General features: G+C 68.2%; 15 protein-coding genes. 4 read left to right on the top strand and 11 right to left on the bottom strand.

Going from position 1 to position 18,854, the window contains the following annotated elements; translation table 11 throughout:
• Positions 1 to 154: 154 nt before the first annotated feature.
• The 8 genes from ACFSOX_RS22000 to ACFSOX_RS21965 all read right to left on the bottom strand — a co-directional run bounded on the left by ACFSOX_RS22000 (position 155) and on the right by ACFSOX_RS21965 (position 8,402).
• Positions 155 to 934 (bottom strand): TSUP family transporter, encoded by a 780-nt coding sequence (locus tag ACFSOX_RS22000; protein ID WP_378479971.1) that lies wholly within the window; start codon positions 932 to 934, stop codon positions 155 to 157.
• Positions 934 to 3,360 (bottom strand): phenylalanine--tRNA ligase subunit beta, encoded by a 2,427-nt coding sequence (pheT, locus tag ACFSOX_RS21995; RefSeq protein ID WP_378479970.1) that lies wholly within the window; start codon positions 3,358 to 3,360, stop codon positions 934 to 936. Before pheT ends, ACFSOX_RS22000 begins: the two co-directional genes overlap by 1 nt.
• Positions 3,357 to 3,842: an endonuclease domain-containing protein gene (locus ACFSOX_RS21990; protein WP_378479969.1), complete on the bottom strand. Its 486-nt coding sequence runs from the start codon at positions 3,840 to 3,842 to the stop codon at positions 3,357 to 3,359. Before ACFSOX_RS21990 ends, pheT begins: the two co-directional genes overlap by 4 nt.
• Positions 3,843 to 4,041: 199 nt before the next feature.
• The gene (pheS, locus tag ACFSOX_RS21985) at positions 4,042 to 5,124 is read right to left on the bottom strand and encodes a phenylalanine--tRNA ligase subunit alpha (RefSeq protein ID WP_378479968.1); all 1,083 of its coding nucleotides are present in this window, start codon (positions 5,122 to 5,124) and stop codon (positions 4,042 to 4,044) included.
• 148 nt (positions 5,125 to 5,272) lie between these two features.
• The gene (gene rplT, locus ACFSOX_RS21980; protein WP_378479967.1) at positions 5,273 to 5,635 is read right to left on the bottom strand and encodes a 50S ribosomal protein L20; all 363 of its coding nucleotides are present in this window, start codon (positions 5,633 to 5,635) and stop codon (positions 5,273 to 5,275) included.
• Between the two features lie 70 nt (positions 5,636 to 5,705).
• Positions 5,706 to 5,906, bottom strand: coding sequence for a 50S ribosomal protein L35 (rpmI, locus tag ACFSOX_RS21975; protein ID WP_111356580.1), 201 nt, complete (start codon positions 5,904 to 5,906; stop codon positions 5,706 to 5,708).
• Between the two features lie 297 nt (positions 5,907 to 6,203).
• Positions 6,204 to 6,743 (bottom strand): translation initiation factor IF-3, encoded by a 540-nt coding sequence (gene infC, locus ACFSOX_RS21970; RefSeq protein WP_201159254.1) that lies wholly within the window; start codon positions 6,741 to 6,743, stop codon positions 6,204 to 6,206.
• A 312-nt stretch (positions 6,744 to 7,055) separates the two neighbouring features.
• Positions 7,056 to 8,402, bottom strand: coding sequence for a glycosyltransferase (locus ACFSOX_RS21965; RefSeq protein ID WP_378479966.1), 1,347 nt, complete (start codon positions 8,400 to 8,402; stop codon positions 7,056 to 7,058).
• A gap of 239 nt (positions 8,403 to 8,641) precedes the next feature.
• Between ACFSOX_RS21965 and ACFSOX_RS21960 the strand changes: the two genes are divergently transcribed.
• Both ACFSOX_RS21960 and ACFSOX_RS21955 read left to right on the top strand, forming a co-directional pair.
• Complete coding sequence (locus tag ACFSOX_RS21960; RefSeq protein WP_378479965.1) at positions 8,642 to 9,469, top strand: alpha/beta hydrolase; 828 nt, start codon at positions 8,642 to 8,644, stop codon at positions 9,467 to 9,469.
• A 32-nt stretch (positions 9,470 to 9,501) separates the two neighbouring features.
• A complete protein-coding gene (locus tag ACFSOX_RS21955; protein ID WP_378479964.1) occupies positions 9,502 to 10,485 on the top strand; it encodes a hypothetical protein in 984 nt (327 codons plus the stop codon).
• Between the two features lie 159 nt (positions 10,486 to 10,644).
• On the opposite strand, the gene purH is transcribed toward ACFSOX_RS21955, so the two are convergent.
• Together purH and ACFSOX_RS21945 are read right to left on the bottom strand one after the other, a co-directional pair.
• Complete coding sequence (gene purH, locus ACFSOX_RS21950) at positions 10,645 to 12,237, bottom strand: bifunctional phosphoribosylaminoimidazolecarboxamide formyltransferase/IMP cyclohydrolase (protein WP_378479963.1); 1,593 nt, start codon at positions 12,235 to 12,237, stop codon at positions 10,645 to 10,647.
• A 477-nt stretch (positions 12,238 to 12,714) separates the two neighbouring features.
• Positions 12,715 to 14,439, bottom strand: coding sequence for a caspase family protein (locus ACFSOX_RS21945; protein WP_378479962.1), 1,725 nt, complete (start codon positions 14,437 to 14,439; stop codon positions 12,715 to 12,717).
• 616 nt (positions 14,440 to 15,055) lie between these two features.
• On the opposite strand from ACFSOX_RS21945, the gene acs reads away from it, so the two are divergent.
• Positions 15,056 to 17,008, top strand: a complete 1,953-nt coding sequence (gene acs, locus ACFSOX_RS21940) for an acetate--CoA ligase (protein ID WP_378479961.1) — start codon at positions 15,056 to 15,058, stop codon at positions 17,006 to 17,008.
• A 545-nt stretch (positions 17,009 to 17,553) separates the two neighbouring features.
• A complete protein-coding gene (locus ACFSOX_RS21935; RefSeq protein WP_378479960.1) occupies positions 17,554 to 18,159 on the top strand; it encodes a hypothetical protein in 606 nt (201 codons plus the stop codon).
• A 3-nt stretch (positions 18,160 to 18,162) separates the two neighbouring features.
• Here the strand turns inward: ACFSOX_RS21935 and ACFSOX_RS21930 are convergent, their stop codons facing one another.
• Positions 18,163 to 18,450 carry an ankyrin repeat domain-containing protein gene (locus ACFSOX_RS21930; RefSeq protein WP_378479959.1) on the bottom strand — a complete coding sequence of 96 codons (288 nt, stop codon included), beginning with the start codon at positions 18,448 to 18,450 and terminating at the stop codon, positions 18,163 to 18,165.
• Between the last annotated feature and the right edge of the window lie 404 nt (positions 18,451 to 18,854).

The following is an 18,854-nucleotide window of genomic DNA, read 5'->3' as shown; positions in this document are numbered from 1 at the left end:
TCACGGAACGGCCCGACGATACTCGCTCTCGCTGTTACAAGGGTGGGCAAAGGCGGGCCGCAGGCCCGCCGTGCCCACGCTGTCGGACTCGCGATCTGATCACCATCGATCGGCGTGACGGCGCGGGCACGGCGCTGACGCGCCTTTGCCCACCCTAGGGCCTCAAGATCCCGTCGAACAGCGGCAGGCTGAACAGGCCCGTGGCGGCGATGAGGCCGTAGGCGATGGCGCGGAACACCGTCACCGAGGCGAGGCCGAACATGCGGGTGCCGGCGAACACCCCGAGCCCGTAGACCGGGCCGACCAGCACGGCGAGCCCCAGCACCGGCAGCGTTAACAGACCGATGATCAGATAGGCCGTGACCGACAGCACCATCGACAGCGCGAAGTAGAACACGATGTTGGCGCGCACCCGCGCCGGCGAATGGTGGCTGCCGAGCCAGTAGAGCACCACGGGCGGCCCGCCGGTCTGCGACATGCCGCTGAAGAAGCCCGCCGTGAGGCCGACCGCGACGGTGAGGCGCCGGCTCGGCTCGCCGCGGAAGCGCCAGCCCGACATCACCACGGCGAGCATCACCAGCACCAGCACGGCGACGGCCCAGCGGATCGACACCGGGCTGGCATGGAGGAGCACCACGGTGCCGAGCGGCAGGCCGATCAGCGTGCCGCACAGCATGGTGAGCACCTCGCGCTTCTCGGCGAGCTTGTACGCGCTCGGAATCAGTCCGGCCGACATGATCACGTCGACCACCAGCAACAGCGGCGCCGCCATGGCGGGCGCGATCATGGTGGAGGCGAGGGGCACGAAGATCAGGGCCGAGCCGAAGCCGGAGAAGCCGCGCGCCAGGCCGGCGAGCAGCGCCGCGACCGCGACGAACCCGGCCGCGCCGGGCGAGACGTCGGTGACGCCGAGCGCGAGCAGCAGCTCGCGCATCATGCCCTCAGGACGCCGCCGGTCCGCTTGACGACCTCACCGACGACCTTCTGCCCCACCGCCTCGATCTCCTCGTCGGTCAGCGTCTTCTCCCGCGGCTGCAGCGTCACGGCGATCGCCACGGACTTCTTGCCCGGCTCGACGCCCTTGCCCTCGTAGACGTCGAACACCGTGACGCCCGTGATCAGCTTGCGGTCGGCGCTCTGCGCGGCCCGCACGATGTCGGCGCCCTTCACGCTCGTGTCGACCATGAAGGCGAAGTCGCGCGACACCGGCTGGAAGGCGGCGAGCTCGAGCGGCGGCTTCGCCCGCGTCGCCTTGGCCTTGGGATCCGGGATGCGGTCGAGGATCAGCTCGAAGGCGACGATCGGGCCGGTGACGTCGAGCGCCTCCAGGAGCCGCGGATGCAATTCGCCGAAATGCCCGAAGACGAGCTTCGGCCCCATCTGCAACGTGCCGGAGCGGCCGGGATGAAGCCACGCCGATCCGCCCGGCTGGATCTGCACGCCCTGCACGGGGGCGCCGCAGGCGGCCAGCACGGCGAGCGCGTCGCCCTCGATGTCGTAGGCGTCCGCCGCTTGCGCGCCGGTGCGCCAGTGGCGGCCCGTTCCGGTCGGCCGCGCCAGCCCGCGGCGAAGCCCCGCGGCGGCGATGAACTGATCCTCCGGCCGGTCCCCGCGGAAGATCTGGCCGACCTCGAACAGCGCGACGTCCGGAAAACCGCGGTCGGCGTTGCGCTGCGCCGCGGCGATCAGGCCGGGCAGCAGGCTCGGCCGCATGTCGGAGAGCTCGGCCGCGATCGGATTGGCGAGCGCCAGCTCCGGCTGACCACCGCCGAACAGCTCGGCCTCCGTCTTCGAGATGAACGACCAGGTGACGGCCTCGGTGAGGCCGCGCGCGGCGAGCACACGCTTGGCCCGGCGGGTCCGCACCTGGATCGGGGTCAGCACCGGCTTGCGGCCGCGATCGTCGCGCGGGAACGGCGTGAGCGGCACGCGGTCGACGCCGACGATGCGCATCACCTCCTCGACGAGGTCGGCGACGCCGTCGACGTCGGGCCGCCAGGTCGGCACCGCGACCTTCAGCTTCTTGGCGTCGCCGGCGACGAAGAAGCCGAGGCGCGACAGCACGCGCTTGGTCTCGGCGAGACCGATGTCCAGGCCGGCGAGGCGCGGCAGCGCATCGAGCGTGAAGTCGATCACCTTGTCGCGGATCGGCGGCCGGCCGGCGACGACGACCTCGGACGGCTCGCCGCCGCACAGCTCCATCACCAGATGGGTGGCGAGGTCGAGGCCCGGCAGCATGAAGGCCGGATCGACGCCGCGCTCGAAGCGATAGCGCGCATCGGTGACGATGCCGAGCTTGCGGCCGGTGCGGGCGATATTGATCTCGTCCCACAGGGCCGACTCGATCAGCACGTCGGTGGTGCTCTCGTCGCAGCCCGACACCTCGCCGCCCATGATGCCGGCGAGCGACTCGACGCCGTTGTCGTCGGCGATCACGCACATCGTGTCGTCGAGCGCATAGGTCTTGCCGTCGAGCGCGAGCAGCTTTTCGCCGTCGCGGCCGCGCCGGACGACGAGATCGCCCTTCACCTTCTTGGCGTCGAACACGTGCAGGGGCCGGGCGCGGTCGAAGGTGAGGAAGTTGGTGATGTCGACCAGCGCGTTGATCGGGCGCAGCCCGATCGCGGCGAGGCGGCGCTGCATCCACTCCGGCGACGGACCGTTCTTGACGCCGCGCACGAGACGCAAGCCGAAGGCCGGGCACAGCGACGGCGTGTCGCCGAAGTCGAGCGTCACCTTGACCGGGCACGGGAACCCGCCCTTCACGGGCTGAATCGGCTTCTGCAGCAGCGTGCCGACGTCGGCCGCCGCGAGGTCGCGGGCGATGCCGGCGACGCCCGTGCAGTCGGGCCGGTTGGGCGTGAGATTGATGTCGATCACCGGATCGTCGAGCTTCGCCCACGCCGCGTAGGACGTGCCGACCGGTGCGTCGGCCGGCAGGTCGATGATGCCGTCGTGATCGTCGGAGATCTCGAGCTCGGCCTCCGAGCACAGCATGCCGTGGCTCTCGACACCCCGGATGGTGCCGACCGTGAGCGTCAACTTCTTGCCCGGGATGTACGTGCCGGCGGGCGCGAACACGCTGCGCATGCCGGTGCGGGCGTTGGGCGCCCCGCACACCACCTGGATCGGCTTGCCGTTGCCGGCCGCGCCGATGTCGACCATGCAGACGCGCAGCCGGTCGGCGTTCGGATGCTGCTCGGCCGAGATCACGTGGGCGATGACATAGGGCGCCAGCAGCTTGCCCTTGTCCTCCACCTCCTCGACCTCGAGGCCGATCATGGTGAGCTTGTCGACGATGGCGCCGAGGGAGGCGTCGGTGTCGAGATGGTCCTTGAGCCAGGAGAGGGTGAATTTCATTTGTCTGTCTCTGCAGCGCCGAGGTCCGGCCGACACGCGTCGGCGCCCGGAGTTCCATCTGGAACAGCGTCGGTGAGAGGGTTCCCTCCCCCCTTGTGGGGGAGGGACAGGGAGGGGGGTATGCCCGGCATCGCAGCGCCGGCGGTCTCTCTGATCACCGACACGACGCCTTCGAGATTTCGGAGCACCTGATCATTGGTGAATCGCAGCACACGATAGCCTTGCGACGCGAACCAGGCGTCGCGCGTCGCATCGCGACGGAGCCGAGATTCGAAATCGTGGCTTTCGCCGTCCAGCTCGACGACGAGCTTCGTCGCGTGACACACGAAGTCGGCGACGTAGATTCCCAACGGCACCTGACGGCGAAAGCCGAGACCTTCGATCCGATGCGCCTTGATGTAGCGCCACAGCAGAGTCTCGGCGCGCGTCATGGTCTGGCGGAGCTGCTTGGCCCGCCCGCGCTGCTGACCGCTGACCCGCATGTGTGGCATCTGCCCGACCCCCCTCCCTAGCCCTCCCCCACAAGGGGGGAGGGAACAGGGCGGAATGCGCGGCACCCTCGTGCCCAGCTCGCCGACCGTAGCCTTCACGTCATCACACTTTCAGAACTCCCCCGCATGCGGGGGAGGGAGTCCGCGCCGCTCTGCCGCGAGCGACGCGGCATCTAACAAGGCGCAGCTCTCACCCGCTCAACCCCCCCGCCAGAGTCGGAAAATCGAGCGGGCGGAAGCCGTAGTGGTCGAGCCAGCGGACGTCGGCCTCGAAGAAGGCGCGCAGATCCGGCATGCCGTATTTCAGCATGGCGATGCGGTCGATGCCCATGCCCCAGGCGAAGCCCTGATAGACGTCGGGGTCGATGCCGCAGTTCCTCAGCACGTTCGGATGCACCATCCCGCAGCCGAGGATCTCGAGCCAGTCCTCGCCCTCGCCGAAGCGCACCTCGCCCTTGTCGCGGCGGCACTGGATGTCGACCTCGAGCGACGGCTCGGTGAACGGGAAGAACGACGGCCGGAACCGCATCTTCACCTGGTCGACCTCGAAGAACGCCTTGCAGAACTCGGCGAGGATCCATTTCAGGTGGCCGAGATGCGAGCCCTTGTCGATCACCAGGCCCTCGACCTGGTGGAACATCGGCGTGTGGGTCTGATCGCTGTCGCAGCGATAGGTGCGGCCCGGGCAGATCACCCGGATCGGCGGCGCCTTGGACAGCATGGTGCGCACCTGCACGGGCGAGGTATGGGTGCGCAGCAGGAGCCGCGAGCCGTCCGGCTTCGGGGGGAAGAAGAACGTGTCGTGCATGTCGCGGGCCGGATGGCCCACGGGGAAGTTCAGCCGGGTGAAGTTGTAGTCGTCGGTCTCGATGTCGGGCCCTTCGGCGACCGAAAAGCCCATGTCGGCGAAGATCGCGGTCAGCTCGTCGATCACCTGGCTGATCGGATGGATCCGGCCGCGGTCGAGCGGGCTGTCTTGCAGCGGTAGCGTGACGTCCACGGTCTCGGTGGCGAGGCGCTGGTCGAGCGCCAGGTCACGCAGCGCGGCGCGGCGGACGTTGAGCGCCTCGCCGAGCCGGTCCTTGAGGCCGTTGATCAGCGGCCCCTTCGTCTTGCGCTCCTCCGGCGACATCTTGCCGAGGGTGGCGAGCAGGGCCGAGACGGCGCCCTTCTTGCCCAGCGCCGCGACCCGCACGGCTTCGAGCGCCGGCTCGTCGGCGGCCGCCGCGACGTCCGCCATCAGGCGTGCTTCGAGCTCGGTGATTTCCGACATGGCTCATCCCAAGGCATCGGGGCCGTCCGCCTGGAGCGAACGACCCGGCAACACGACCGCACGGGATCGCGGCCTCGGGACCCGGTCGAAGTCTCGGACCGCCCGCTCGGGCCGGCTTTGCGCCGGCCGCGGCCTCTGAGCGCCGGCCTCAGGCCGCGGCGAGCGCGGCCTTGGCCTTCTCGACGATCGCCTGGAACGCCGCCGGCTCGCGGATCGCGAGGTCGGACAGCACCTTGCGGTCGACCGTGATGCCCGCCTTGGCGAGGCCGTCGATGAAGCGGCTGTAGTTGAGTTCGAACGGACGCACGGCGGCGTTGAGGCGCTGGATCCACAGGGCGCGCCAGGTGCGCTTCTTCACCTTGCGGTCCCGATAGGCGTATTGCTGCGCCTTCTCGACGGCCTGCTTGGCGACCCGGATGGTGTTCTTGCGCCGGCCGTAATAGCCCTTGGCGGCCTTGAGAACCTTCTTGTGCTTGGCGTGCGCGGTGACGCCCCGTTTGACGCGGGCCATGGCTGATCTCCTGGAAACGGTTGGTGTCTAGCAGTCGTGGAGCCGCGTGAAAGAACGCGGCGGGCGGCGATCAGCCGTTGGGCATCCAATACTTCTTGATATTGTCGCCGTCGGTCTTGAACAGGACCGCGGTGCCCCGGTGCTCGCGGATCTGCTTGGTCGACCGCTTGATCATGCCGTGCCGCTTGCCGGACTGCTGGAACTTCACCTTGCCGGTGCCGGTGATCTTGAAGCGCTTTTTCGCGCCCGACTTGGTCTTCATCTTGGGCATTTGGCTCGTCTCCTGGCCGTGCACGACCGCGCCGGGCCGAAGGGGCCCCCGGGTCCGCCGGACCGTCTAGTTGATGTGAGCGCGCCCGAAACCGGCACGGGGCCCGAACGGGCTCGGTCGGAAAAGGGCACGACGCCGCCACGGCAGCCCATTTTCAGCCGGGCGGCGGGAAGGCGGGGTTATGGCAGAGGTGCGACGGATTGGCAACTCCGGCCGTCCCCGGGACACCGGGGCGGCCGGAGCGCTGCTTCGAAGGCGATGCGAGCATCGACGGCCCGACGCCGGCGACCGGCGCGCTCAGCGCGGCGCCAGCACCATGACCATCTGGCGGCCTTCCATCTTGGCGTCCTGCTCCACCTTGGCGAGCTTGGACGTGTCGTCCTTGACTCGGTTGAGCAGCTGGAAGCCGAGCTCCTGGTGCGCCATCTCGCGACCGCGGAAGCGCAACGTCACCTTGACCTTGTCGCCTTCCTCGAAGAAGCGGTGCATGGCCCGCATCTTCACGTCGTAGTCGTGGTCGTCGATCATCGGGCGGAACTTCACTTCCTTGACCTCGACGATCTTCTGACGCTTGCGGGCCTCGGCGGCCTTCTTCTGCTCCTGGTACTTGAACTTCCCGTAATCGAGCAGCTTGCACACCGGCGGGGTGGCATTGGGCGCGATCTCGACCAGATCCAGCCCGGCCTCCTGGGCCAGCCGCAAGGCCTCTGCAATCTGGGTGGTGCCGCGATTGGCGCCATCCTTGTCGATCAGATGAACCTCTCGGACACGAATCTCCTCGTTCACGCGCGGCCCGTCCTTTTGGACGGGGGGCGGCGCTCTCATGGGGCGGCGAATGGCAGTGAACTCCTCTGTCGTTGATCCTGGCAGACTCTGGTTGCACGATCTCTGATCGCGCGATTTCTGGTTGATAGGTCTCTGGTTGCGCGGTCTCTCGATCCGCGGTCGCAGTGACCGTTACGTCGAAATCCGACCCCGCACCGTTCACGCCCGCCCGAACCCGAAGGCCCGGACCGGCATGCGCAGCGTGGCGCCGGCCAAATCCGTTCGTCTCCGCACCGCCGTGCCGCAGGCCGCCGCAAAAGCCGGTGGCCGCGCCGGACGGATCGGTGCGACGGATCATTAGAATTGGGACATTCCGGTTTCAAGTCAACGTTGCCGCGGCGAATGGGTGGGGCCGAACGCCGGCGTCGTCGCCGCACCCGTCGTTTCGCCCCCGCACAGATCGGCATAGATGGCGAGAATCCGGGCCGCCGTGTCGGCCGGGTCGAACTCCGACAGGGCCCAGGCGCGGGCCCGCTGGCCCATCGCGTGGCGGGCCTGCTCGGAATACGAGAACAGGCGCACCAGCGCGGCGGCGAGCGCGGCGCCGTCGCCGGCCGGAACCCGCAGGCCCGTCATCCGCTCCTCGCCGGCGGCCTCCGGCGACAGCACGGCCTCCGGCCCGGCGGCGAGATCGGAGGCGACCACGGGCCGCGCCATCGCCATCCCCTCGAGCAGGCCGCGGGAAAGCCCCTCGAGCTGGATGGCGGCCGAGACCACCACGGTGGCGGCGGCGTAGCAGGCCGGCGGATCGGCCGAGGGGCCGGCGAGGCGGACGACGTCGGCCGTCTTGGAGGCGAGCACCTGGTCCCAGAGCTGGCCCGAATAGCTCGACGTGCCGCCGTCCTCGCCGGCGAACACGAACAGCACGTCGCGCAGGCCGCGGGCCTTGAGGTGGGCGGCCGCCTGCACGGCGACGTGGTGACCGCGCCGGCGCATGATCCGCCCCGGCACCAGCACGACCCTCGTGTCCGGCCCGACGCCCCAGGCGCGGCGGGCCGCGGCGACGCGGTCGGGTGCGATCCCGGCCGGATCGAATCCGGAGAGGTCGATGCCCGGATGCACGACGGCGAGCCGCGACGGCGGCACGTGATGCCGCTCGCCGATCATGTCGGCGATCGACTCGCTCACCGCGATCACCCGGTCGCCGCGCGCCATCACGCCGTTGTACAGATGCTTGAGGCGGTTCTGCTCGCGGAAGCCGGTGTAGCAGGTGGTGAGAAACGGCTTGCCGGTCATGCGCGCCGCCGCGAGCGCGCTCCACGCACAGGCGCGGCCATGGGCATGGACGGCGTCGCAGCCATGGACGCGAATCAGCGCCCGGAGTCGGCGCGCGTTGCCGGCGATGACGAACGGGTTGTGGCTGGTCGCGTCGAGCCGCTCGAAGACGCCGCCGAGGCGGGCGATCTCGTCCTCGCAGCGACCGCCGCGCGACGCTACCACGGGCCGGTGACCGGCCGCGGCGAGGATGCGGGCGAGCTCGATCGCCCCCTCGTCGGCGGCCCCGAGATCGAGCGTCGGGACGGTGACGAGCACGCAGAGAGGACGCGCGGCGGACCGGCCGGCGACGGTGGCGCGCTCTCGGGCGTCGATCGCCGGATCCGACGGCCGCGACGGGATCGACCCTTCGGCGAGCGCGTGGACGTCGGGCGACGACTCCGAGGGTGCCGGCAATCCTGGTCTCCTGCCTTGCGGACGATCACGCCAGCGGAACGGTGAGGGCCACGGGGCGATCGCGCCGTGCGGGACGACGCGACGGAGCGTCCGACCCTGGATTCGCGTGAAGGCCGGCGGCCGGCCGGCACGCCGGTATAGACCCCGCGCCGGAGGGCGGCAATATTCGCGCCGACCGTCCGATTCCCGACGCCCGAGTCCCGATCCTCGGGACGGAGCGATCATCCCGGAGTGCCCCGATGGAGAACGACGTCGCCTGGATCGAGGTCGGCGAGGGCGCGCAGGCGCGCCGCATCGCGGTCCGCAGCCGCGCCGGCAAGTCGCCCGGCCTCGTCTGGCTCGGCGGCTTCATGTCGGACATGAAGGGCACCAAGGCGCAGGCGCTCGATGCTTTCGCGGCCGAGCGCGGCCGGGCGATCGTGCGATTCGACTATTCGGGCCACGGCGAATCGAGCGGCGCTTTCGCCGACGGCACCATCGGGTCGTGGCTCGCGGACGCGATCGCCGTGTTCGACGCCTGCTGCCGCGGCCCGCAGATCCTGGTCGGCTCGTCGATGGGCGGCTGGATGGCGCTGCTGCTCGTTCGGGCCCTGCGGCGGCGCATGGCGCCCGGTCCGGCGAGCGTCGCCGGGCTGGTGCTGATCGCGCCGGCCGTCGACTTCACCGAGGCGCTGATGTGGAAGCGCTTCCCGCCCGAGGTGAGGCAGGCGATCGAGACGACGGGCCGCTTCGAGCAGCCGACCGACTACGACACCGGCCCCTACGTCATCACCCGGCGGCTGATCGAGGAGGGGCGGAACCACCTGCTGCTCGGCGGCCTGATCGAGACCGGCTGCCCGGTGCGCATCGTCCAGGGCGTCAAGGATCCCGACGTGCCGTGGCAGCACGCGAGCGCACTCGTCGCCCGCCTCGCCCAGGACGACGTGGTGCTGACGCTCATCAAGGACGGCGACCACCGCCTGTCGCGCCCGGAGGATATTTCGCGAATTCTCGCGGCCGTGGAGGAGATGGGCGAGACCGTCGCGCCGGCGCCATCGCAGAACCGCAACACCTCCCCGGCAGGATGAGCGGCCGTTCCCCCGTGCACGAAGGAGCCCGCATGCGCCGCCCTGCTCTCGCTCTCGCCACGCTCGCGGCCCTCGCCGCGTCGGCCGCCCCTCCGGTCGTCGCCGCCGAATCGGTCGGCGGGCCGCGCGCCTTCTCGTTCGTCGCGCTCGGCGATATGCCCTACACGGTGCCGGCCGACTACGAGCGGTTCGACCGCCTGATCGCCGCCATCAACCGGCTGCGGCCGGCCTTCTCGATCCATGTCGGCGACACCAAGAGCGGCTCCACGGCCTGCACGGACGCGGCGTTCCAGACGGTGCTGGACCAGTTCCGGACCTTCGAGCAGCCGCTCGTCTACGCGATCGGCGACAACGAGTGGACCGACTGCCACCGCACCGGCTCCGATCCGCGCGAGCGGCTCGCCCGCGTGCGCGAGATGTTCTTCCCGGATCCCGAAAAGAGCCTGGGCCGCGCCCCGATGGCGATCGAGAGCCAGGCGCGCGCCATGCCGGAGTACGCCCGCTACGTCGAGAACGCGCGCTTCGTCAGGAACGACGTGCTGTTCGTGACCCTGCACGTGGTCGGCTCCAACAACGGCTTCGAGACCCGCGAGCCCGCCGCCGCGACCGAGTATTTCGAGCGCAACCGCGCCAACCTCGCCTGGCTGGCCGCGAGCTTCGCCAAGGCCCGCGAGAGCGGCGCGAGGGCCGTGGTGATCGCCCTGCAGGCCAATCTCTGGGACATCCGCGACTCGGTCGGCACCATTCCGCCGGCGTCGGGCTTCCGCGACACCATCCAGGCGATCGAGCGCGAGGCGCGCGCCTTCGGCCGGCCCGTGCTGCTCGTGCAGGGCGACTACCACACGCTCGAGGTCACCGGCTTCCGCGACACGCGGATGCGGCTCGTGCCGGGCGTCCAGCGCCTGCAGGTGATGGGCGAGACCGAGGTCCACGCCGTGCGGGTCGTCGTCGACCCCGACATGCCCGGCGTCTTCTCCTTCGTGCCGCTGATCGTGCCGGAGAACGTGAAGCCGTAGCGTTCGCGCCGCTCCGGCGAGGGGCTGGCTCGGGCACAATTGTCCCGACCCACGGGTCGGCCGCATAGGGACGGTGGTGCGGTCATCCTCTGACGCTGCGGCGAGTGCGGCGTGGCTCCCTCTCCCCGGCGGGGAGAGGTGAAAGGAGGGCGCCGCACCTCAGTGCCGGAAGTGGCGATACCCGGTGAGCACCATGGCGACGTCGTGGTCGTCGGCCGCCTTGATCACCTCGTCGTCGCGGATCGACCCGCCCGGCTGCACCACCGCGGTGGCACCGGCCCGGATCGACACCAGGAGCGCGTCGGGGAACGGATAGAAGGCGTCGGAGGCGACCACCGAGCCCTTGGTCAGCGGCTCCGGCAGCTCGAAGAAGCGCGCCGCCGCCTCCGCCTTGCGCACCGCGATGGCGGCCGAGTCGACGCGGCTCATCTGCCCCGCCCCGATGCCGACCGTGGCGCGGTCCTTCGCGTAGATGACGGCGTTCGACTTGACGTGCTTGGCGACCCGGAAGGCGAACTTCAGGTCGGCGAGCTCGGCCTCGGTCGGGGCGCGCCTGGTCACCACCTTGAACTCGAAGTCGTCGACGACGGCGTTGTCGCGCGACTGCATCAGGAAGCCGCCCGCCACGGTGCGCATGGTGAGCCCCGGCGCACGCGGATCCGGCAGCCCGCCGGCCAGCATCAGGCGCAGGTTCTTCTTGGCGCGGACGATCTCGATCGCCTCCTCGGTCGCGTCGGGCGCGATGATCACCTCGGTGAAGATGCCGGTGATCATGCGGGCCGCCTCGGCGTCGAGCACGCGGTTCACCGCGACGATGCCGCCGAAGGCGGAGTCCTGGTCGCACATCAGCGCCTTGCGATAGGCCTCGACGAGCGTCTCGGCCTCGGCGACGCCGCACGGATTGGCGTGCTTGATGATGGCGCAGGCCGCGGTGCGGGCCGGGTCGAACTCGGCGACGCATTCGAAGGCCGCGTCGGTGTCGTTGATGTTGTTGTAGGAGAGCTGCTTGCCCTGGACCTGCCGGGCCGTGGCGACGCCGAAGCGCACCTCGGGCGAGCGGTAGAACGCCGCCACCTGGTGCGGGTTCTCGCCGTAGCGCATCGTCTGGATGCGCTTGCCGCCGAGCGCCCAGTAATCCGGCGTCGGATCGCCCAGCGTCTGCGCGAACCAGCCGGAGATCGCCGCGTCGTAGGCGGCCGTGCGGGCATAGGCCTTGGCGGCGAGCCGCTTGCGCAACGGCAGCGTCGTGGCGCCGGCGTTGGCCGCCATCTCGGCCAGCACCACGGCGTAGTCGGCCGTGTCGACCACCACGGCGACGTCGCCGTGATTCTTGGCGGCCGCCCGCACCATCGCGGGCCCGCCGATGTCGATGTTCTCGATGCAGTCGTCGTAGCCGGCGCCTTTCGCGACCGTCGCCTCGAACGGATAGAGATCGACCACCAGGAGGTCGATCGGCACGATGCCGTGCGCCGACATGGCGGCGACGTGATCGGCATTGTCGCGGATCGCGAGCAGGCCACCGTGCACCTTCGGGTGCAGGGTCTTGACGCGGCCGTCCATCATCTCGGGAAAACCGGTGAGATCGGAGACGTCGCGCACCGGGAGGCCGGCCTCGGCCAGCGCCTTCTTGGTGCCGCCGGTCGACAGGAGCTCGACCTGATGGGCGACGAGCGCGCGGGCGAAGTCGACGAGGCCGGACTTGTCGGACACGGAGAGAAGAGCGCGGAGAATGCGTCGAGGTTGTTCGGTCATCACGATGTATGAGGTTGGTTGCGCACGATTTCGGCGGCATATTGGGCCGCGCCCCATGGCTTGGCTAGAGCAAGTTTCCGCGGTGCACGGGTTCCCACGCGCCGCGCCGCCGCGCACGCGAAGAGCGTGCGGACTTGCTCCGTCGTCTCGAGGACGCGACGAATCCCGGCCCTGCCCGAGATCCGTGTCGTCGCGCACCGACACCCGAGCCCGAGACCCGAGCCCAAGACCCGAGACCGAGACCCGAGCCCAAGACCCGAGACCGAGCCCGAGACCGGGACCGATGACCCCGGTCCGTCGTGCGCCACGGTCGCCGGCCGTCTGGATCCCGGCCCGCGGCCCTTCCGTCCGCGCCCCGGGACGACGCATTCTGCAACGCCCTTGCGGTCGCGGAGCATGACGATGACAGGTCGGGACGTGAAACGAACGGCCGGGGCGCGCCCGGCCGTTCCTCTGTCGTCCGTCACCCGGCGCGGATCAGCGCATCCGGCCGAAGCTGCCGCCGCCGAACCGCATGCCGCCGCCACCGATCTTCGTGCCGCCGCCGAAGCCGCCGCCCATCGGGCGCGCCGTCATGGGCCGTTGGACCATCACGGGCTTCGCCATCACGGGTCGGGCCATGATCGGCTTCGTGATGATCGGCTTGGCGACGATCGGCTTGGTGATCACCGGTTTCGTCACGATCGGGCGGACGATCGGCTTGCCGACGATCGGGCCCGGCTTGTCGATCACGGGCTTGTCGCCGCCGGGCGTGCCGACCACGGGGAGCTTCCCGTCGCCCGGCTTGCCGTCATGGGGCTTGCCGCCGAGCGGCGGGAGCGGGCCGTGGCCGAACGGCGGCCGGCCGGCGAACGGACGGTCGCCGACGGGGCGGTCGAGGATCGCTGGCGCCGAAACCACCGGGGCGATCGCCGGGAGGACGACCGGGCCGGGGTCGGCGAGCGCATGGCGGGTCGGGCCCGAAAGGTCGGTGCGGCGCCGGATCGTCTGGGTGCCGCAGCTGCGCTCGCGCGCCTCGGCGCCGGCCGTGCGGCCGGTGCGCTCGATCAGCCGCTGCGCCGTCTTCGCGTAGTCGCTGCCCGGGAACTCGGCCAGGAAGGCCCGGTAGCCGGCCGCCGTGTTGAGGGTGGCGGCCTCGTGCCAGGCGGTCAGCTCCTGCCGGCGATCGAGCAGGCTGCGCACGCGCGGGGCGAGGGTCTCGGCCGGGAACAGGTCGAGATAGGCCTGGTAGGCCTCGAGCTGGTCCTCGCGGATGACGATCTCGTAGGCCTCGCGGGCCGACTTCTGCTGCAGCGTGTCGCGCCAGGCGTCGGCCGAGCGGGTCACCGGTCCGCCGCCGAGCGAGGCGACCTGCGTCCCGCCCGCCGCGCTCGTCGCGCTCGCCGGGCCGGTGCCCCCGGCCGGCCCGGAAGCCGCGCCGGCGACGCCGGTGGTCTCGGCCGCGCCTTTGAAGAAGGCGAAGTCACCGGTGAGCGACGAGCTCTCCCACGGCGTCTGGCGACCGTCGGTCTCCTGGTGGACGGCGTAGCGCACCCGCTTGAACGCCTGCTCGATCGGCAGGCCGGGCTCCTTGGCGACCTTCAGGAAGGCCGCCGTGTAGGGGCTGTTCCGGCCCTCGCCGTCCTCGGCCTCCGAGCCCGGCGCGGTGGCGTAGGACACGATGGTGCCGTTCGGCGCGTCGACGATGGCGAGCCCGCGGCCGCCGCTCTTTCCGGCCGCCGCGAACGGGTTGTTGCGGCAGGCGTCGAGCATCACGATGCGGGTCTTCACCGGCGCGGCGGCGAGCGCGTTCATCAGGTCGGCGAGCCGCACCGTCTCGAACGGCACGTCGGACTCCTGGCGGATCTGGGCGTCGACCGGAACCAGGTAGTTGTCGCCGTCGACCTGCAGGCCGTGGCCGGCGTAGTAGACCAGCGCCACGGTGTCCGCGCCCTTGCCGCGGACCGTGCGGGCGAAGTCGCCGATCGCCCGGCGCATCTCGGCCTGGCCGAGGTCGCGCGCCGTGACCACCTCGAAGTCGGCGGCCCGCAGAAGCTCGGCCATCGCCTTGGAGTCGTTCGCCGGATTGTCCAGCGCCGGCACCGCCGTGTAGGCGCCGTTGCCGATCACCAGCGCGACCCGGCTCTCGGCGAGCGCGCTGCCCAGCGCCGTGCAGGACAGGAGCGCGACGGCGCCCGCGAACAGAACCGACCGACAGGACATGACCGCACCTCGTTGCATCGCTCTCTCCCCGGTTGGGCACACCGGCGGGACCGAAGGCCGGCCGGCAGACCCGGTGCTGCTCCGGCGGTCGGGTCCGACCGGACGCCCATGGTTCGTGTGACCGGCACGATGGCGGCTGCGGCGGCGCGTTCGATGTGAGGGCGCTCACACAGGCGCGGCCGTCTCACGAGGGCGTGAGAACGACGTGATCAGGCGCGATCGAAGGCCGTCGTCGTGCTGCGTTGCAACACCGAATTGTCGGAACGCGCCATTTCAGCTCGCGTACCGACGGCGCAGCTGACCAAACAAGCGATTGCCAGGACGGAACGTTTGCGAGACGCTTCGCGCCGACGCCTGTCGACGGGACGCAGATCCCGGCTGCGTCCTCTTGTCCCGCCCCGGACCAGGATCGTCCGCGGGAGCCGTCGCGTGGCCGGGAAAGCGGCCGTGTTTTCGCGGCGGCGCGGGAGCGCGGCGGCCGGCGTGTCGACCAAAGTGTGAGGACGGCCCGTCTTGTGGCGGCGCCCCCACACGTCCTATTGATTGAGCAACGAGGAAACGGACGGCGCGGCCGGGGCGATCCCGACATCAATTGCCGCCGCGGAGGGAGCAGCAGATGACGGTCAAGGTGTACGACGTTCCGAGCGAGTGGGCGAACCGGGCCTTCCTCAACGACGAGACGTATCAGGCGATGTATCACCGCTCGGTGACGGATCCGGACGGATTCTGGGGCGAGCAGGCGCGCCGCATCGACTGGTTCAAGCCCTTCACCAAGGTCAAGAACACCTCCTACGACCCGCACAACGTCTCGATCAAATGGTTCGAGGACGGCACCACCAACGTCGCTCACAACTGCATCGACCGGCATCTTTCGACGCGCGGCGACCAGGTCGCGATCATCTGGGAAGGGGACGATCCGAAGGACGATCGCAAGATCACCTACAAGGAGCTGCACGCCGAAGTCTCGCGCTTCGCCAACGTGCTGAAGGCGCGCGGCGTCAAGAAGGGCGACCGCGTCACCATCTATCTGCCGATGATCCCCGAGGCGGCCGTGGCGATGCTGGCCTGCGCCCGCATCGGCGCCGTCCACTCGGTCGTGTTCGGCGGCTTCTCGCCCGACAGTCTCGCCGGCCGCATCGAGGACGCCAAGTCGTCGGTCGTGATCACGGCGGACGAGGGCCTGCGCGGTGGCCGCAAGGTGCCGCTGAAGGCCAATGCCGACGCGGCCGCGACGCGAGCCGGCGGCGTCGACACCATCGTGGTGGTCCGCCGCACCAACGCCGCCGTGCCCATGCAGGCCGGCCGTGACGTCTATTACGACGAGATCGCCAAGACGGTCTCGGCCGACTGCCCGTGCGAGGAGATGGGCGCCGAGGATCCGCTGTTCATCCTCTACACGTCGGGCTCGACCGGCCGGCCGAAGGGCGTGCTGCACACGACCGGCGGCTATCTGGTCTACACCTCGATCACCCACCAGTACGTCTTCGACTATCACGACGGCGACATCTACTGGTGCACGGCCGACGTCGGCTGGGTGACGGGCCACAGCTACATCGTCTACGGCCCGCTCGCCAACGGCGCGACGACCCTGATGTTCGAGGGCGTGCCGAACTATCCGTCGAACTCCCGTTTCTGGGAGGTGATCGACAAGCACAAGGTCAACATCTTCTACACGGCGCCGACCGCGATCCGCGCCCTGATGCAGGCCGGCGACGCGCCGGTGAAGAAGACCTCGCGCGAGAGCCTGCGGCTGCTCGGCTCGGTCGGCGAGCCGATCAATCCGGAGGCGTGGGAGTGGTATCACCGCGTCGTCGGCGACGACCGCTGCCCGATCGTCGACACCTGGTGGCAGACCGAGACCGGCGGCATCCTGATCACGCCGCTGCCCGGCGCCACCAAGCTGAAGCCCGGCTCGGCGACCCGGCCGTTCTTCGGCGTCGTGCCGCAGATCGTCGACCCGGCCGGCAACCCGCTCGAGGGGCCGTGCGAAGGGAGCCTCTGCATCGCCGACTCCTGGCCGGGCCAGATGCGCACCGTCTACGGCGACCACGAGCGCTTCGTGCAGACCTACTTCTCGACTTACGTGGGCCGCTACTTCACGGGCGACGGCTGCCGCCGCGACGAGGACGGCTACTACTGGATCACGGGCCGGGTCGACGACGTGATCAACGTCGCCGGCCACCGGCTCGGCACCGCCGAGGTCGAGTCGGCCCTGGTCGCCCACCCGAAGGTCTCCGAGGCCGCCGTGGTCGGCTATCCGCACGACATCAAGGGCCAGGGCATCTACGCCTACGTCACCCTGATGAGCGGCCAGCAGCCGTCCGAGGAGCTGCGGGCCGAGCTGGTCGCCTGGGTGCGCAAGGAGATCGGGCCGATCGCCTCGCCCGACGTGATCCAGTTCGCGCCCGGCCTGCCGAAGACCCGCTCCGGCAAGATCATGCGCCGCATCCTGCGCAAGATCGCCGAGAACGAGTTCGGCAATCTCGGCGACACCTCGACGCTCGCCGACCCGACCGTGGTCGACGACCTCGTCAACAACCGCCAGGCCTCGCAGCGCGGCGCGGCGTAAAACCCGCGGGTTCTAGAAGTTCGACCAAAAGAGTAATCATTAGCTCGCTCATAACAATCCACCGACAAGAGGGGTTGCAAATCTTCACGCCCCCCTTGTCGGTAGTGTCGATTTGTATTATCATGTTATTCTTTACCGATTCCGGAGGGCCTTATGCCCATTGAAGTGCGTATTGATCAATGGAAGGCGCGGGCCGATACGTTTCAAAATGTTGTATTGGTTGGCTATAAATCAAGACGATACCATGTTTTGTTCTTTGCTGAAGATGGACAAGAGATCGTTCGATATTTAACTGGTATTGGGTGCGCAGAGGAGAGGTATCTTTCTCTGGATTACTGGGCGGACCTTAAAAATACTCACTGCAGCCTCCGCCTCCTACCCGTCATTGCGGTCAAGTGGGTGCCCGGAGGAAAGAGAAGAACTGCCTACCGATCATATTATTCGACTAAAGAGATGCTTAAGTGCGTCGGGCCATGCCCAGTTCATGGAGATGCGTGCATTCCTGTTATGGTTCCCGGCCCGGGAAAGCCCGTTGTCACCTGTGAATGCGCGAGGCAGACCAAATTGAAATGACTAAAGAACATGAAATTGATTGCCTTGAAGATGATATTCGTAGAATAGATGCGAATATATTGAATTATTATTCAGCATCTTCTGATCAACTTCAGAAAAGTTACCGCATTTATAAAAGAGTAAGCGTTACGGTTACAGCGCTCGCTGCTGGAACCATATTATTTTCAAGTTTATCCGCAGCAAATGGCGGATTTCTAGATGTTCCGTATCTGAGCCGGGGGGCTTCTATAGCGGCGGCTGGATGCGGATTGTTTATTACGATCCTCCAACTCTATTGGTCGAGGTCAGGTCACGCTCAACACTCAAGCGTCCATCGCTCAATCTGCATTGAGGCGAAAAAAGCGCGTAGCAGAATAAGCAGAAAGTTGTTGTTGGCTCTGGATAAGGAGCCAACAGAAAGGCGCAGCGAGCTTGAAGATCTTCAGGGATACGCGGGCGGGGTGGACTTAGAAATTCATAATTTATTGTTGTCGCTAACGGAAATTCCAAGCAAGATCGAGAGCGTCGACGATATCAATGGGCGCGACACAGCACGAGGTCTTGGGTTGCCGGCCACACGCTCGCCGGCCCGACCCTAACGATCAATCCTTTGGATCGAACAGAGTTGATATACTCCGGTTGGCAATGAGTAGGATGTAGTGCTCAGGAGTTAGGCCTGTATTATCTTTTATATCTGTTCGCGCCCCGCGCTCCTTCAGGAACTTGATTATTTCTAAGTTCTGCTGAAGGATGGCGGTTGTGAGTAACGACTGTCCAAACTCATCAACTGCATTCGGATTCCCGCCGTCGAGTAGGTACTTCTCAACGCCCCGGAAATCGCCGCTGCAAATCTTGTCCTTTACGGCCGAAACGCTTAAATCCTGGCTCATCTTTGCCTCGCATACAGCCGTCTATGATCCACGCATGCGCACTTTTAATCACAAGCATGAATCGATAATCCTATTGAATCACGTCTTTTCGTAATCGGGAATCCCGGACCCGGACCCGTGTTGACCCAGGGTTGGGGATAAATAACGTCAACTGACGAATTGGACTCGCGAAACGGCGACTGCGAACCAAACGTGACGGTCGTTCACGAGGTCGTGATCTGCTGGCCTCAGCTTCTCAGCCACCGCGCAGCCCTTCTGACTCTTCTCTGCAAAGCCCGGACTGTGACCCATCTGCTGCACTTGCCGTTTACTTCGATCACGAACGCTTCGAAGGGGTTGCCCGGAACTCACCGAATATCAAATGCTGGCGTCGTCTCATCCGTGGACGACGGGCCACGGTGTGG

Source organism: Rhodoplanes azumiensis (assembly GCF_042682915.1).
Taxonomy (GTDB): Bacteria; Pseudomonadota; Alphaproteobacteria; order Rhizobiales; family Xanthobacteraceae; genus Rhodoplanes; species Rhodoplanes azumiensis.
Note: the sequence above shows the minus strand (reverse complement) of the source record. Positions and strands in the feature narration are given on the sequence as shown.